A 13,081-nucleotide genomic window follows, 5' to 3' on the forward strand; every position below is an offset into this window, starting at 1 on the left:
CGAAGGACGAACCCGGAACCCAGGAGAGGCGCGTCAGGCGTTGACTGGGGCGGCATCGCAAATGTGGTCCTGGGTTCCGGGTTCTTCGCTCCGCTCAGCCCCGGAATGACGAACTGAGAGACCTGTCTTCTCGGATGCCGATGGACCTAGGCGCTGGCCTGGGCGACCGCTTCTGCGCCGGTCAGGGGCGCGCGCAACGCCTCCTGGTTTGGCCTGACCGACAGAGCCGGTTGAAGCCGCTCAAGATAGGCCGCCTGCGACGTTTCGACCGCACCGAACTGGCTGAGATGGTCGGTCAGGAACTGAGCGTCCAACAGGGTCCAGCCGCCCTTTCGCAGGCGCGCAACCAGATGCACCAGAGCGACCTTGGAGGCGTCCCGCTCGCGGCTGAACATGCTCTCGCCGAAGAAGGCCCCGCCCAGCGACACGCCGTAAAGCCCGCCGACCAGCCGCTCGTCACGCCAGCATTCGATGGAATGGACGAAGCCCATGGCGAACAGAGCGGCGTACAGCCGCCGGATCGGGCCGTTGATCCAGGTGTCTTCGCGATCCGGCCCTTGCGCCGCCGCACAGCCGTCCAGCACCGCTTCGAAGGCGGTGTCGACCCGCACCTCGAACGGTTCGCCCCGCACGGTGCGACGCAGGCGGCTGGGGATGTGGAAAGCGTCCAGCGGGATGACCCCGCGCTGTTCCGGCTCGATGATGAAGACGCGCGGATCGTCGCGCGCCTCGGCCATCGGAAACACGCCCCGGGCGTAACAGGCCAGCAGGTCCTCGGGGCCGAAACCGCCGAAAGGCCCGCTGGCGCTGAAATCGGGGTCGGTCAGGCGTCGCCCTTCTGACGGGCCGCCCATTTCTCCAGCCAGTGGATGTCGTAGTCGCCCGACAGGATGTCCGGCTCGGCCAGCAGCTTCTGGAACAGGGGAATGGTCGTGTCGACGCCGCCGATGACGACCTCGTTCAGCGAACGCTTCAGGCGCGCGATGGCCTCTTCGCGGTCGCGGCCGTGGACGATCAGCTTGCCGATCAGGCTGTCGTAATAGGGCGGGATCGAATAGCCGGCGTAGATCGCGCTATCCAGACGCACGCCCAGGCCGCCCGGTGCGTGGAAGTCCGTGATCTTGCCCGGCGAGGGGGTGAAGGTTTCCGGGTTCTCGGCGTTGATCCGCACCTCGATGGCGTGGCCCTGGAACTCGATGTCCTCTTGCGTGAACGACAGCGGCAGACCGGCGGCGATGCGCACCTGTTCACGCACCAGATCGACGCCGGTGATCATTTCCGTGACCGGGTGTTCGACCTGCAGGCGGGTGTTCATCTCGATGAAGAAGAACTCGCCGTCCTCCCACAGGAACTCGATCGTCCCGACGCCCAGATAGCCGATGGCGGCGATGGCCTTGTTGACCGTCTCGCCGATCTTCTTGCGACCCTCCGCCGACAGGGCGGGCGAGGGGGCCTCTTCCAGCACCTTCTGGTGACGGCGTTGCAGCGAGCAGTCGCGCTCGCCCAGGTGCACGACATTGCCGTGGCTGTCGGCGATGACCTGAATTTCGATGTGGCGCGGCTTCTGGAGGTAGCGCTCCATATAGACGGCGCCGTTGCCGAAGGCGGCCAAAGCTTCCGACTGGGCGGTCTGGACCGCCTCGACCAGATCGTCAGGCGTCAGGGCGACCTTCATGCCGCGTCCGCCGCCGCCCGCCGCCGCCTTGACGATCAAAGGGAAGCCGATGGACTTGGACGCCTCGATCGCGGCCTCGACAGTCTCGACCTCGCCATCCGAGCCGGGAACGACGGGGATGCCGGCGTCCTTGACCGTCTGTTTGGCGCTGATCTTGTCGCCCATGACCCGGATATGCTCGGGCTTGGGACCGATGAAAGTCATGCCGTGGGCCTCGACGATCTCGGCGAAGCGGGCGTTCTCGGACAGGAAGCCATAGCCGGGGTGGATCGCCTGGGCGCCGGTGATCTCGGCCGCAGCGATGATCGAGGGGATGTTCAGATACGACTTGGCGGCCGAGGCGGGGCCGATGCAGACGCTCTCGTCGGCCAGCCGCACCCACATGGCGCCGCGGTCGGCTTCGGAGTGCACGGCGACGGTGGAGATGCCCATCTCCTTGCACGCCCGGTGGATGCGCAGCGCGATCTCGCCGCGGTTGGCGATCAGGACCTTGGTGAACATCGCGGCGCCTTAGGCTTCCAGCAGGACGAGGGGTTCGCCGAACTCGACCGGCTGGGCGTCGCCGACCAGGATTTCGGCCACCACGCCGTCGCGCGGCGCCTGGATCGGGTTCATCGTCTTCATGGCTTCGACGATCAGCAGGGTCTGGCCCTTCTTGACCCTGTCGCCGGGCTGGACGAAGGCCGGGGCCTCCGGCGAGGCCTGCAGATAGGCGGTGCCGACCATCGGCGACTTCACCTCTTCGCCGGCGCGGGCGACGATGGTGGCGAGATCCGACGGCATGGCGGCCGGCGCAGCAGCGGCGGCGGGCGCAGCGGCGACCGGAGCGGGGGCGGCGGCGTACTGGACCGGGGCGGCGTTGACGGTGACTTCGCGCGCCACGCGGATGCGCAGTTCGCCGCGCTCGACCTCGACTTCCGTCAGATCGGTCTCGTTCAGGATTTCGGCCAGCTGGCGAACCAGGGCGGCGTCGATTTCGGCGTGTTTCTTGTCATCGGCCATTGGAGTTGCGCCTTGTCTTTCGTGGTCTTCGATAAACGGGACGGGGCTCAGCCGCGTTCCCGAACCTGGGTGAGGGCCGCCTGGACGGCCAGTTCATAGCCCGCCGCGCCGAAGCCGGCGATGACGCCGGTCGCCGCGGAGGACACATAGGAGTGATGGCGAAAAGCCTCGCGCGCCGCCGGATTGGACAGATGCAACTCGATCACCGGGATCGACAGCGTCTTCACCGCATCGTGCAGCGCCACCGACGTATGCCCGTAGGCCGCCGGATTGAGGATAAGGGCGTGAGCGCCTTCGCGCGCCTGCTGGATCCAGTCGACCAGCACGCCTTCGTGGTTGGTCTGACGAAACACGATCTGCGCCTCGCCGGCCGCCCTGACGCATCGCTGTTCGATGTCCGCCAGGGTGTCGCGGCCATAGATGTCCGGCTCCCGAACCCCGAGCAGGTTCAGATTGGGGCCGTTCAGCACATGAATGACGGGCGTTTCGGCCATGGTTCCAGAATCGATCCGGCGCCGCGCGGCGCAAGAGGGGCCTTTTAGCGGACGCAGGGCGTGGGTCAAACGCTGGCGGCGTCGAACCTTCCCCGACGTTATGTGCGATGGCGTGGATTTCGCAGCGCCGCCCGCCATCGTCCCTGGTCGGGACAGCCTAGGGAGCGCCGAGGATGCGCCAGGACGGCAAACTGATCCTGAGAACCGTGGTGGCGACCTTCGCGGCCCTGGCCGTCGCGATCGGCGCCTTCCTGTTCGAGGCGGGCTGAGCGCACAGTCTGGCGAAGCGGCCCGTCAGGCTTTATCTGACGCGCGAAGGCCCAGGGAGAATGCGCGTGTACCAGATCCATCTCAACGGCGAACCGCGCCAGGTGCAGGCCGACAACATCCTGGCCCTGGTCGAGGAACTGTCGCTGGACCCGCGCAAGGTCGCCGTCGAACGCAATCTCGAGATCGTACCGAAGTCCCTGCACGCCGTCACGCCGGTGGCCGCAGGCGACCGTATCGAGCTGGTTCAGTTCGTCGGCGGCGGATAATCAGACCTTGAGGATGGGGCCGGGATAGAAGGCGATCTGACCGTCTGCAGTCACCAGTTGCGCGCTCTCGGCTATAGCCTGCGCGATCAGCAGACGATCAAACGGGTCACGGTGGATCAACGGTAGTCCGCTCAGTTCCAAAGTATGCAGGCTTGTCACCGGGATTTCTTCGTAACCGGCCGCTAGAAGCCGTCGGCGAAAGGCGAGGGGATCGACACCGAAGTCGGCGCGATTAAGCCCGCGCTTGACGACGATCTCCCAGATGTTGACGGCGCTGAAGATCAGATCGTTGTCAGGATCGGCCATCAAATCGGCGGCCTGAACGGGAAGGCGCGCACGATCCTCAGACGCCCAAAGTAGAAGATGCGTATCGATCAGTAACTTCATCGGCCGGAGCCGTCCTCATGGACGCCATCGCCGTAGAACATCGCCTCGATCTCGGCCTGTCCCATGGTGTCGAAATCGTCAGGCACCTGGATTTCACCCTTCATGAATCCAAATCGGCGCGAGGTGTCTACCGGCGCGTCATGCTCAATGGCCGTTACCTTCACCATCGGCTTGCCGGCCTTGGCGATTATGAAGGGTTCGCCCTTCGCCGCCTTTTCGATCAGGCGGGACAGATGCGTCTTGGCCTGATGGATGTTGACCGTCTCCATGACATGTCTCCATTGAACTTAGTCCACTTAGTTTAGTCTATTCGATGGTCTCTCGCAACGCGGTGTGATGCTTGCGACCTTTCGCTCGGCGGCCTGGGCGCGTAGGTCAGCACTCATGACCGATACAGCCAACGAAACCTGGTCCGTCGCCGGCCGCACTTTCAATTCCCGTCTGATCGTGGGCACCGGCAAATACGCCGACTACGCCCAGAACGCCGCCGCCGCCGAGGCGGCCGGGGCCGAGATCGTGACCGTCGCCGTGCGGCGTGTGAACCTGTCCGACCCGACCCAGCCGATGCTGGTCGATTATGTGAAGCCGGACCGCTTCACCTTCCTGCCCAACACCGCCGGCTGTTTCACCGGCGAGCATGCGGTGCGGACCCTGCGCCTGGCGCGCGAGGCCGGCGGGTGGAGCCTGGTCAAGCTGGAGGTGCTGTCCAACACCGCCCACCTGTATCCCGACATGATCGAGACGCTGCGGGCGCTGGATCTGCTGATCAAGGACGGCTTCGACGTCATGGTCTATTGCACCGACGACGTGGTGATGGCCAAGCGGCTGGAAGACGCCGGCGCCGCCGCCATCATGCCCGCCGCCGCCCCGATCGGCTCAGGGCTCGGCATCCAGAACGAGGTCAATGTTCGCCTCATCGTCGAACAGGCCAAGGTGCCGGTGCTGGTCGATGCGGGCGTCGGCACGGCTTCGGACGCGACGCGCGCGATGGAGCTGGGCTGCGACGCCGTCCTGATGAATACCGCCATCGCCGGGGCCAAGGACCCAATCCGCATGGCCCGCGCCATGAAGCACGCCGTCATCGCCGGCCGCGACGCCTATCTGGCCGGCCGAATGGCCAAGCGGATGTATGCCGACCCGTCGTCGCCGCTGGCGGGACTGATCTAAGCGGTCCTCACTACACACAGGAGAAGTGGGCTGGCGTAACGACGGTTGAGGGGGCTGCTAAGGGCGCAGTTTCATCCTCACGATCACGCGGCGGACAGATAGGCCAGACCGCATCTGAGACCTGTAATCCTAATCGTCCAGCAGCGCCTGCAGCAGCGGATGGGCCAGGACCGGAGCCGCCAGACGCACCACGGCCTGGGGATCTTCCAGACGCACCGCCGCCGTCGCATCGGCGACAATGAAGTCGGCGTGGGTGCGCGACGGTTCGGTCAGGCGTTCGTGGCCCGGACGCACCGTCGCCAGATATTGCGCCACGACCGAATCCGCCGATCGGCCCCGCTCGGCCTGGTCGCGCAGCAGGCGGCGGATGAAGCGGATGTCGGCCGGCGTGTCCACGAAGACCCGGATGTCGAACAGGGCGGTCAGGTCGGGGGTGCACAGAACATGCGTGCCCTCGACGATCACCACCTCGGCCGCCGGGATCGGCTCGCCGCCCGGCTCGCGGCCGTGGTGGATGAAGGAATAGACCGGCGCCGTCACCGCGCGCCCGGCCTTCAATGCCTTCAGGTCCGCGATCATCAGGTCGTGATCGCGCGCGGTGACATCGTCGAAGTCGAAGGTTGCGGCGTCGAAGCCGGGCAGGGAGGCCGCGTCCTTGTAATAGCTGTCCTCGCGCACCAGCACGGCCGACCCTTCGGGCAGGGCCGAAACCAGCGCCTCCGCCAGTGTGCTTTTGCCGGAGCCGGAGCCCCCCGTGATCGCGATCAATATGGTCATGGGCGGCCTTCTAGAGCGGTCGCGCCGCCAGCGCCACCGGCGACGATCCGCCGCGCCGTGGCTGACGCCCCAGTTGACGTTGGGTCACGTTGCTTATCGCCGATCACCGATGTTAGCGTCCGCTCAAGCGTCGCATCAAAGCAGACGCATCCAAGGGACAAGGATACGACATGCTGGGCTTGATGCAGGACTGGCCGCTGACGGTCGACAAGATCATCGACCACGCCAAAAACTGGCATGGCGAGCGCGAAGTGGTGACGCGCTCGGTCGAGGGGCCCATCGTCCGCACGACCTACGCCCAGATCCACGAGCGGGCCAAACGCGTGTCCAGCGCCCTGAAGGATTGGGGGATCAAGCCGGGCGACCGCGTCGCCACCCTGGCTTGGAACACCGCCAACCACATCGAGGCCTGGTACGGAATCATGGGCATCGGCGGGGTGTGCCACACCCTGAACCCGCGTCTGTTCCCCGAACAGCTCGTCTACATCATAAATCAAGCCGAAGACCGGATCATCTTCGTCGACCTGACCTTCGTGCCGCTGCTGGAAGCCATCCTGCCGCATATCCCCAAGGTCGAGCGCGTCGTCATCATGACCGACGCCGCCCATATGCCGCAGACGAAGCTGCCCAAGGCCGTCGCCTATGAGGACGCGATCGCCGGGCAATCGACCGACGTGGTCTGGGGCGACTTCGACGAACAGACGGCCTGCGGCCTCTGCTACACCTCCGGCACGACGGGCAATCCGAAGGGGGTGCTGTATTCGCACCGCTCCAACTTCCTGCACACCTTCATGGGCCTTCAGGCCACGGTGATGGGCGCCACGCCCAAGGAGGTGATCCTGCCGGTCGTGCCGATGTTCCACGCCAACGCCTGGGGCATCGCCTTCGCAGGCCCCGCCGCCGGCACCAAGCTGGTGATGCCGGGCGCCAAGATGGACGGTCAGTCGATCTATGAGCTGATCGAACAGGAGGGCGTCACCTTCTCGGCCGCCGTGCCGACCGTCTGGCAGGGGCTGTTCGCCCACATGAAACAGAACGGTCTGGGCTTCTCGACGCTGAAACGCGTACTGATCGGCGGCTCGGCCTGCCCCGAAAGCCTGATCCGCGGCTTCCAGGACGATTTCGGCGTCGAGGTCACCCATGCCTGGGGCATGACCGAGACCTCGCCCATCGGCACCATCGCCAACCTGCCGCCCGAAATCCTGAAGCTCTCGTATGACGAGCAGATGAAATACCGCCTGAAGCAGGGCGTGCCGCCGCTGGGCGTCGAGCTGAAGCTGAAGGACGAGGCGGGCGCCGAACTGCCTCACGACGGCGCCACCTTCGGTCGTCTGATGGTCAAGGGGCCGACGATCAGCCGCGCCTACTTCAAGGAAGACGGCTCGATCCTGGACGACGAAGGCTTCTTCGACACCGGCGATGTGGCCACGGTCGATGACCTGGGCTTCATGCAGATCACCGACCGCGCCAAGGACGTGATCAAGTCGGGCGGCGAGTGGATCAGCTCCATCGAGATCGAGAACATCGCCGTGGGTCACCCCAAGGTCGAGATCGCCGCCGTCATCGGCGCGGCCCACCCCAAATGGGACGAACGGCCCGTGCTGATCCTGAAGCTGAAACCCGACGAGATGCTGGACAAGCAGGAGCATCTGGACTTCCTGACCGGCAAGATCGCCAAATGGTGGATGCCCGACGATGTGGTCGCCGTGGACGACATTCCGCTGGGCGCGACCGGCAAGATCGACAAGAAGCTTCTGCGCGACCGGATGAAGGACTATCGTCTGCCGACCGCTGCCTGATCTGGCGCCTGACCCTAGAACCGGAGCCTGAATGCCGACCAGAAAGCCCGTTCCCGCCATTCTGCCCTGGCTGACGGCGCTTGCGGCGGCGCCCTTTGTGTTGGTCGTGGCGGCTGTTACGGCGACGCGGTTCGGCGGTCTCGATCTGGCGATCGGTTACGACCTGCTGACCTGGACCGTGGCGCGCATCCTGGCCTGGGTAGGTCTGGCGGCGGCGCTGACGGCGACGGTGCTGGCGCTGCGCGATCTGAAGGGCAGGGGGATTTATGCTCTGGCGGCGTTGGTCCTGGCGGGCGGGACCGTCGCCGGCTTCGTGCTGCGTCAGGGCCAGGATGCGACGCCCCATCCGCGTGACGTCAGCACCAATCTTGACGAGCCGCCGGGCCTGCCGCGCGCCGCCGGCCCGCGCAGCGGCGCGCCGCAGACCTGTGACGGTGTGGACGCCATCCCGACCCAGGTCCTGGCCCAGCAGGCGACCTCGGCGCTGGTCGACGCCGGCTTCGTCGTCACCCGCGCCACAACCTTCCAGGTCGAGGCCGTGCATGCCGGCGCCTGGTTCGGCTTCGCCACCGACGCGGTCGTTCGCATCCGCCCCGGCCGCACCGACATCCGCGTCGCCGCGCGCGGCAGCCGTCCCGACGGCGGCGCCACCTGCCGCCTCGCCGCGAAAATTACGCGAAACCTGGAGGCGGGACGCTAAGCCAGCTGGAACTGCGCCGACAGGCCGGGCGCGCCATCACTCATCGCCGCACCGTCCTCCACCAGCTTGATCAGATGCGCCAGCACCGACAGCGAAGCGGCCGGCCACAGCCGCTGATCGACGGCGGCGTACAGAACCGGGACCATCTCCCCGATCGTGCGATCCCCCGCCGCAAGCCGCTGAAGCACTTGCGCCTCCCGCTGCAGCCGATGCGCGCGATAGGCTTCCAGAAACGGCCGCACCTCCGTCACCGGCGCCCCGTGCGTCGGCCACAGCACATCGAAGTCGCGCGCGATCACCGCCTCCAGGCTGGCCATATACTGACGCATGTTCCCATCCGGCGGCGCCACGACCGTCGTCGACCAGCCCATGACGTGGTCGCCACAGAACAGCGCGTTCTCTTCGCGCAGAGCGAAAGCCATATGATTTGACGCGTGACCGGGCGTGAATATCGCCTCGATCGTCCAGCCGTCGCCTTCGATGACCTCGCCGCCCGTCAGCACCACATCGGGCGCGAAGTCGGCATCGTCATCTTCATCGAGCGCACCCGACGCATGCGTTTCCCGCACCGGAGGCCGGGCGGCCCAAATCCGCGCTCCGGTCGCCTCGGCGAACGGCCGGGCCAAAGGCGCATGATCCCGGTGCGTATGCGTCACCAGCACATGGCTGACCCGCCGCCCCTCGACCGCCGCCATCAGCGCCGCCAGATGCGTCTGATCCAGCGGCCCCGGATCGATCACCCCGACCTCGGCCCCTTGGTCCGATCGGCCGACAATATAGGTCCCCGTCCCGGTAAAGGTGAAAGGCCCCGGATTGTCTGCAATCACCCGCTCGATCAAAGGCGACACCTGATCGCTACGCCCATAGGCGAAGTCAAACGTCTTCACGAACGGGATCATCGCCACCCCTGCGTTTGGCGCAGAGCTTGCGTTGACGTCTCGGTAATCATGCCTGGAGCGCCCACAATGGCCCGTTCGATCGCCAACGCTGTATCAAATCGGCTTCCGTTCGTCGCGGCGGCGATCCTGTATCTCGCCGCGGTGCAACTGATCGCCGCCTCCTGCACGCCGGAGCCCGCGCCCTATGCGGCACGCAACATCCACACATTGTCGGGTAGGTGACAGGCGTGTGGCACGATTGCGACAGGCGGTAGGCAACATCTGAAACCGACGTTTCTAATCTATCCAGAATGGGATTGGACGACCTAAGCTGATTGTAATCATGCTTCAGCATGAGATTCGTGTCGCTGCCTACGGGAACGTAGGCGCGTCGAAGGAAGGGGAATTCTTTCATGACGCTGAATATCAAGCAGCTCTTACTCCATTCGACCATGATCGGCAGCGCCGCCTTGATGGCTGTGGTCGCAGTGCCAGCCGTAACGCTGCTGACGCCAACAGCTGCTTCGGCCCAAGACTACACCAGCGGTATTCTGTCTGGCACGGTTTCAAACGCATCGGGTGCTCGTGTCGCAGGGGCTACGGTCACGGCGACCTCGGCGCAAGGTAGTGTTCGTACGGCTACGACTGATGCCAACGGCTCGTTCCGCATTCCGGCTTTGGCTGTTGGTTCTTACGAAATTTCGGTCACTTCATCAGCCGGTTCTTCCGCCGACAGAATTACCGTCTCTCCGGGTGGTAGCAGCTATGCGTTCACGGTGTCGGAAAGCACTGATGCGACAAGCCTCGGCGACATCGTCGTTACGGGTGCGCGAAAAACCCAAGATTTCAGCCGCACCGACACTGGTCTGAGCGTCGACGTCCAAGAGTTTGCTGATCGCGTCCCGACCGGGCGTAGCATCAACGCGGTTACGCTCTTCACGCCAGGTGCTAGCGCGCCGGATGCAACCATCGCTGCAAGTTCGCGCCGTAACCAATCGCTTGTGTCGCTGTCGGGGACGTCGGCGGCGGAAAGCGTCTACTACATCAATGGCTTGAATGTGACTGATCAGCGTAGCTTCTTGGGCTACGGTGAGTTGCCGTTTGACTTTATTCAAACCATCGACACCAAAACGGGTGGCTATCAAGCTGAGTATGGCCGCGCCACAGGCGGCGTGGTTAACATTGTGACGCGTTCCGGTTCCAACGAATGGACGGGCGGCGTCAGCAGCTACTGGACACCCAATGGCCTTCGTGGCACCCGCGGTGTGTCCTACCAAGCCGGCGGAAACAACGCGGCAGGTATTCAAAACTTCAACCAGTATTCTGAAAGCGATCTAAAAGATTATACTGCCTACTTGGGCGGACCGCTCTGGAAAGATCACCTGTTCCTCTTTGGCGTCTACAACGTTCGTGACGTAGAGACGTCGGGAGCGCGCTCACGTACCTACTCATACAGCGCAGCTAACCCTAACGGCGTGGCTGCTGGTACACGTACGCAAAGCTATGCGTCGTATGACGACCCGCGCTGGGCTGTGAAGCTTGACTTTGTTCTGAACCCCGAGCATCGCCTCGAAGCGACGGTGATCAACGATAAGACCACGACCGAGACGGTTACTAGAACATTCGACGCAGCCACCGACGCCTTTGTGCGCGAAACAGCCCCGGTATATGCCGATGCGGGTGGTATTACACAAATCTACAAATATACTGGTGTGTTCACGGATTGGTTTACGCTCTCGGCCCTGTATGGCCGCCAAGAGAACGCCTATTTGGATTATGGCGACCCGATCAGCCTGCCGGGTATCCGTGACTATGTTGCCGCTGGCGGCAACTACATCACGGCTGGTCTGCACGCAGGCCCCTATAATCTCGAGGGCGAAGATATCCGCGAGACATATCGCGTAGACGGCGATTTCTACGTCAGCCTCTTCGGCGACCACCATATCCGTGTTGGTTACGATAAGGAGGATCTGACGTCTTCGGCGCGGAGCGCCTACTCGGGTGGCGCGCTATACTATGCGCTAGCTCAAGGCGACTGCCCTGCCGGCACGCCCGCTGCTGGATGCGTGGAAGTGCTCACCTTTGCCAATAACGGTGTGTTCACCGCTGAGCAGACTGCCCTCTATGTGCAAGACTCATGGGACATTCTGCCCAATCTGACGCTGCAACTCGGCGTTCGTAACGACAAATACGACTACAAAAACGTTGATGGCGAAAGCTATATCAAGGTCGATGATCAGTGGGCTCCTCGTCTGGGCTTCAACTGGGATCCTCTTGATGACGGGGTGAACCGTATCTACGGTTCGTTCGGTGACTATTACCTGCCGATCGCGACCAACACGTCCATTCGCGCGTCGTCAGGTGAAGTGTATACCGACGAATACTTCGATGCGAGCCGTACGGGCGGTGCGACGGGTCCGTTGGTTCTGAATGGCAACTATCCTGTCTTGGGAACGCGTCGTCAGATCGACTATCTCAGCCCTCCTGGCGCTCCCGATCCGCGCACGGTGGCGGAGGCTGATCTGAAGCCTATGTTCGAACGCGAGTTCGTCCTCGGCTATGAGCACAGCTTCTCGGATGGCATGTTCGCCGATTGGTCGGCAGGCGTTCGTTATGTTAATCGCAACTTGGAACAAGCGATTGAAGACACAGCCATTGGCGACGCGATCGTGCGGTATTGCGTTCGCACCAATACGGCTTGCGGTCAGACGGGCGTGGGCGACTCCAACTTCGCTTCGATCTTCCCTTACGTTCTGATCAATCCGGGCGATGGCGCTTCCGTGTTCATCGATCTCCAAGGTGACACACGCACCTTGGCGGATGGTTCCGCTAACCCGGCTTACAATCCCCAGCAAATCCAGCTCACTGCGGACGATCTAAAACTTCCTGCTGTTGAGCGCACATATCAAGCGCTGGAGTTCACCTTCGAACGCCCGTTCGATGGTCTGTGGGGCCTGCAAGGGTCGTACACCCTCTCGGAATCCAAGGGGAACTATGAGGGGGCGGTTAAGTCGGACATCGGTCAGACCGACACGTCGATCACGCAAGACTACGACCACTCGGCCAACTCGCTGGGTGCGTATGGTTATCTCCCGAATGATCACCGCCACACCGTCAAGCTGTTCGGCTCTTATGCACCGAACGACTTCTTCAGCGTCGGTGCCAACTTTACGGCTCAGTCCGGTCGCTACTACGGTTGCCTTGGCCGCGTGCCGGTCTCGGTCGATCCGCTGGCGCCGCAAGTGGGAACGCCGTCGGGATGGTACTGCCCGATTGGTGCCAACAATGCTGTCATCTCGACGCCGCGTGGTTCGCAAGGGCAGACGGATTGGACTTATCAGCTCGATCTGAACATGAACTTCAACCTGTATCAAAGCGAGACTAAGGGCGCTTTGACGGCCTCTATCGACATCTTCAACGTGTTTGATAACGACGAAGTCACGCGCGTGGTCGAACAAGGTCTGGTTCGCACCAGCGCAAACACTGCAAACGCTCGTGCGCCATACTACGGTCTGCCGCGCAGCTACCAATCGCCAAGGACTGTCCGTTTCGGCCTGAGATACCGTTTCTAAGGCCGGTCAACGACGCGAGACTGAGGCGGCGGGGCAACGCTCCGCCGCCTTTTTCGTTTAAGCGGCGCCGTAGAAAAACCATTCGGGCGGGCGA

14 protein-coding genes are annotated in these 13,081 nt (G+C 63.7%); 6 read left to right on the forward strand and 8 right to left on the reverse strand.

Going from position 1 to position 13,081, the window contains the following annotated elements; all coding sequences use genetic code 11:
- Positions 1-146: 146 nt before the first annotated feature.
- From aat to aroQ, 4 genes are read right to left on the reverse strand one after another with little or no spacing between them, the layout of a single operon-like run.
- Complete coding sequence (aat, locus tag VH88_RS11710; protein WP_156146813.1) at positions 147-854, reverse strand: leucyl/phenylalanyl-tRNA--protein transferase; 708 nt, start codon at positions 852-854, stop codon at positions 147-149.
- Complete coding sequence (gene accC / locus VH88_RS11715; RefSeq protein WP_039247910.1) at positions 824-2,176, reverse strand: acetyl-CoA carboxylase biotin carboxylase subunit; 1,353 nt, start codon at positions 2,174-2,176, stop codon at positions 824-826. Before accC ends, aat begins: the two co-directional genes overlap by 31 nt.
- Before the next feature lie 9 nt (positions 2,177-2,185).
- Entirely contained in the window at positions 2,186-2,677 is a 492-nt protein-coding gene (accB, locus tag VH88_RS11720; protein WP_045811423.1) for an acetyl-CoA carboxylase biotin carboxyl carrier protein, read from the reverse strand.
- A 47-nt stretch (positions 2,678-2,724) separates the two neighbouring features.
- Complete coding sequence (aroQ, locus tag VH88_RS11725; protein ID WP_045811424.1) at positions 2,725-3,171, reverse strand: type II 3-dehydroquinate dehydratase; 447 nt, start codon at positions 3,169-3,171, stop codon at positions 2,725-2,727.
- A 329-nt stretch (positions 3,172-3,500) separates the two neighbouring features.
- Between aroQ and thiS the strand changes: the two genes are divergently transcribed.
- A complete protein-coding gene (thiS, locus tag VH88_RS11730; RefSeq protein WP_045811425.1) occupies positions 3,501-3,707 on the forward strand; it encodes a sulfur carrier protein ThiS in 207 nt (68 codons plus the stop codon).
- Here thiS and VH88_RS11735 read toward each other — a convergent pair whose 3' ends face one another.
- Both VH88_RS11735 and VH88_RS11740 read right to left on the reverse strand, forming a co-directional pair.
- Positions 3,708-4,094, reverse strand: a complete 387-nt coding sequence (locus VH88_RS11735; protein ID WP_039247916.1) for a type II toxin-antitoxin system VapC family toxin — start codon at positions 4,092-4,094, stop codon at positions 3,708-3,710. It lies immediately after the preceding gene.
- The gene (locus VH88_RS11740; protein WP_045811426.1) at positions 4,091-4,363 is read right to left on the reverse strand and encodes a type II toxin-antitoxin system Phd/YefM family antitoxin; all 273 of its coding nucleotides are present in this window, start codon (positions 4,361-4,363) and stop codon (positions 4,091-4,093) included. The genes VH88_RS11735 and VH88_RS11740 overlap by 4 nt, the downstream gene beginning before the upstream one ends.
- Positions 4,364-4,478: 115 nt before the next feature.
- Here VH88_RS11740 and VH88_RS11745 point away from each other — a divergent pair, with 115 nt between their 5' ends.
- A complete protein-coding gene (locus tag VH88_RS11745) occupies positions 4,479-5,261 on the forward strand; it encodes a HisA/HisF-related TIM barrel protein (RefSeq protein WP_045811427.1) in 783 nt (260 codons plus the stop codon).
- Between the two features lie 129 nt (positions 5,262-5,390).
- On the opposite strand, the gene udk is transcribed toward VH88_RS11745, so the two are convergent.
- Positions 5,391-6,038: a uridine kinase gene (udk, locus tag VH88_RS11750; protein WP_039247924.1), complete on the reverse strand. Its 648-nt coding sequence runs from the start codon at positions 6,036-6,038 to the stop codon at positions 5,391-5,393.
- 170 nt (positions 6,039-6,208) lie between these two features.
- On the opposite strand from udk, the gene VH88_RS11755 reads away from it, so the two are divergent.
- Both VH88_RS11755 and VH88_RS11760 read left to right on the forward strand, forming a co-directional pair.
- On the forward strand, positions 6,209-7,837 hold the full coding sequence (locus tag VH88_RS11755) for a long-chain-fatty-acid--CoA ligase (protein WP_045811428.1): 1,629 nt from the start codon (positions 6,209-6,211) through the stop codon (positions 7,835-7,837).
- Between the two features lie 31 nt (positions 7,838-7,868).
- On the forward strand, positions 7,869-8,537 hold the full coding sequence (locus tag VH88_RS11760; protein WP_045811429.1) for a DUF1499 domain-containing protein: 669 nt from the start codon (positions 7,869-7,871) through the stop codon (positions 8,535-8,537).
- On the opposite strand, the gene VH88_RS11765 is transcribed toward VH88_RS11760, so the two are convergent.
- Positions 8,534-9,436, reverse strand: a complete 903-nt coding sequence (locus tag VH88_RS11765) for an MBL fold metallo-hydrolase (RefSeq protein ID WP_045811430.1) — start codon at positions 9,434-9,436, stop codon at positions 8,534-8,536. The genes VH88_RS11760 and VH88_RS11765 overlap by 4 nt on opposite strands.
- Positions 9,437-9,502: 66 nt before the next feature.
- Between VH88_RS11765 and VH88_RS16290 the strand changes: the two genes are divergently transcribed.
- Positions 9,503-9,658 carry a hypothetical protein gene (locus VH88_RS16290; RefSeq protein WP_197071073.1) on the forward strand — a complete coding sequence of 52 codons (156 nt, stop codon included), beginning with the start codon at positions 9,503-9,505 and terminating at the stop codon, positions 9,656-9,658.
- 170 nt (positions 9,659-9,828) lie between these two features.
- On the forward strand, positions 9,829-12,987 hold the full coding sequence (locus VH88_RS15735) for a TonB-dependent receptor (RefSeq protein ID WP_082064472.1): 3,159 nt from the start codon (positions 9,829-9,831) through the stop codon (positions 12,985-12,987).
- Positions 12,988-13,081: the final 94 nt, after the last annotated feature.

This window comes from Brevundimonas sp. KM4 (genome assembly GCF_000964075.1).
Lineage (GTDB): Bacteria > Pseudomonadota > Alphaproteobacteria > Caulobacterales > Caulobacteraceae > Brevundimonas > Brevundimonas huaxiensis.

Excerpts from the sequence above, each read along its gene's own strand:
- thiS (WP_045811425.1), top strand. The coding sequence starts at position 3,501 with ATGCGCGTGTACCAGATCCATCTCAACGGCGAACCGCGCCAGGTGCAG.
- VH88_RS11760 (WP_045811429.1), top strand. The coding sequence starts at position 7,869 with ATGCCGACCAGAAAGCCCGTTCCCGCCATTCTGCCCTGGCTGACGGCG.
- VH88_RS11755 (WP_045811428.1), top strand. The coding sequence starts at position 6,209 with ATGCTGGGCTTGATGCAGGACTGGCCGCTGACGGTCGACAAGATCATC.
- VH88_RS11745 (WP_045811427.1), top strand. The coding sequence starts at position 4,479 with ATGACCGATACAGCCAACGAAACCTGGTCCGTCGCCGGCCGCACTTTC.
- VH88_RS16290 (WP_197071073.1), top strand. The coding sequence starts at position 9,503 with ATGGCCCGTTCGATCGCCAACGCTGTATCAAATCGGCTTCCGTTCGTC.
- VH88_RS11740 (WP_045811426.1), bottom strand. The coding sequence starts at position 4,363 with ATGGAGACGGTCAACATCCATCAGGCCAAGACGCATCTGTCCCGCCTG.
- accC (WP_039247910.1), bottom strand. The coding sequence starts at position 2,176 with ATGTTCACCAAGGTCCTGATCGCCAACCGCGGCGAGATCGCGCTGCGC.
- VH88_RS11765 (WP_045811430.1), bottom strand. The coding sequence starts at position 9,436 with ATGATCCCGTTCGTGAAGACGTTTGACTTCGCCTATGGGCGTAGCGAT.
- aroQ (WP_045811424.1), bottom strand. The coding sequence starts at position 3,171 with ATGGCCGAAACGCCCGTCATTCATGTGCTGAACGGCCCCAATCTGAAC.
- udk (WP_039247924.1), bottom strand. The coding sequence starts at position 6,038 with ATGACCATATTGATCGCGATCACGGGGGGCTCCGGCTCCGGCAAAAGC.
- VH88_RS15735 (WP_082064472.1), top strand. The coding sequence starts at position 9,829 with ATGACGCTGAATATCAAGCAGCTCTTACTCCATTCGACCATGATCGGC.
- accB (WP_045811423.1), bottom strand. The coding sequence starts at position 2,677 with ATGGCCGATGACAAGAAACACGCCGAAATCGACGCCGCCCTGGTTCGC.
- aat (WP_156146813.1), bottom strand. The coding sequence starts at position 854 with ATGGGCGGCCCGTCAGAAGGGCGACGCCTGACCGACCCCGATTTCAGC.
- VH88_RS11735 (WP_039247916.1), bottom strand. The coding sequence starts at position 4,094 with ATGAAGTTACTGATCGATACGCATCTTCTACTTTGGGCGTCTGAGGAT.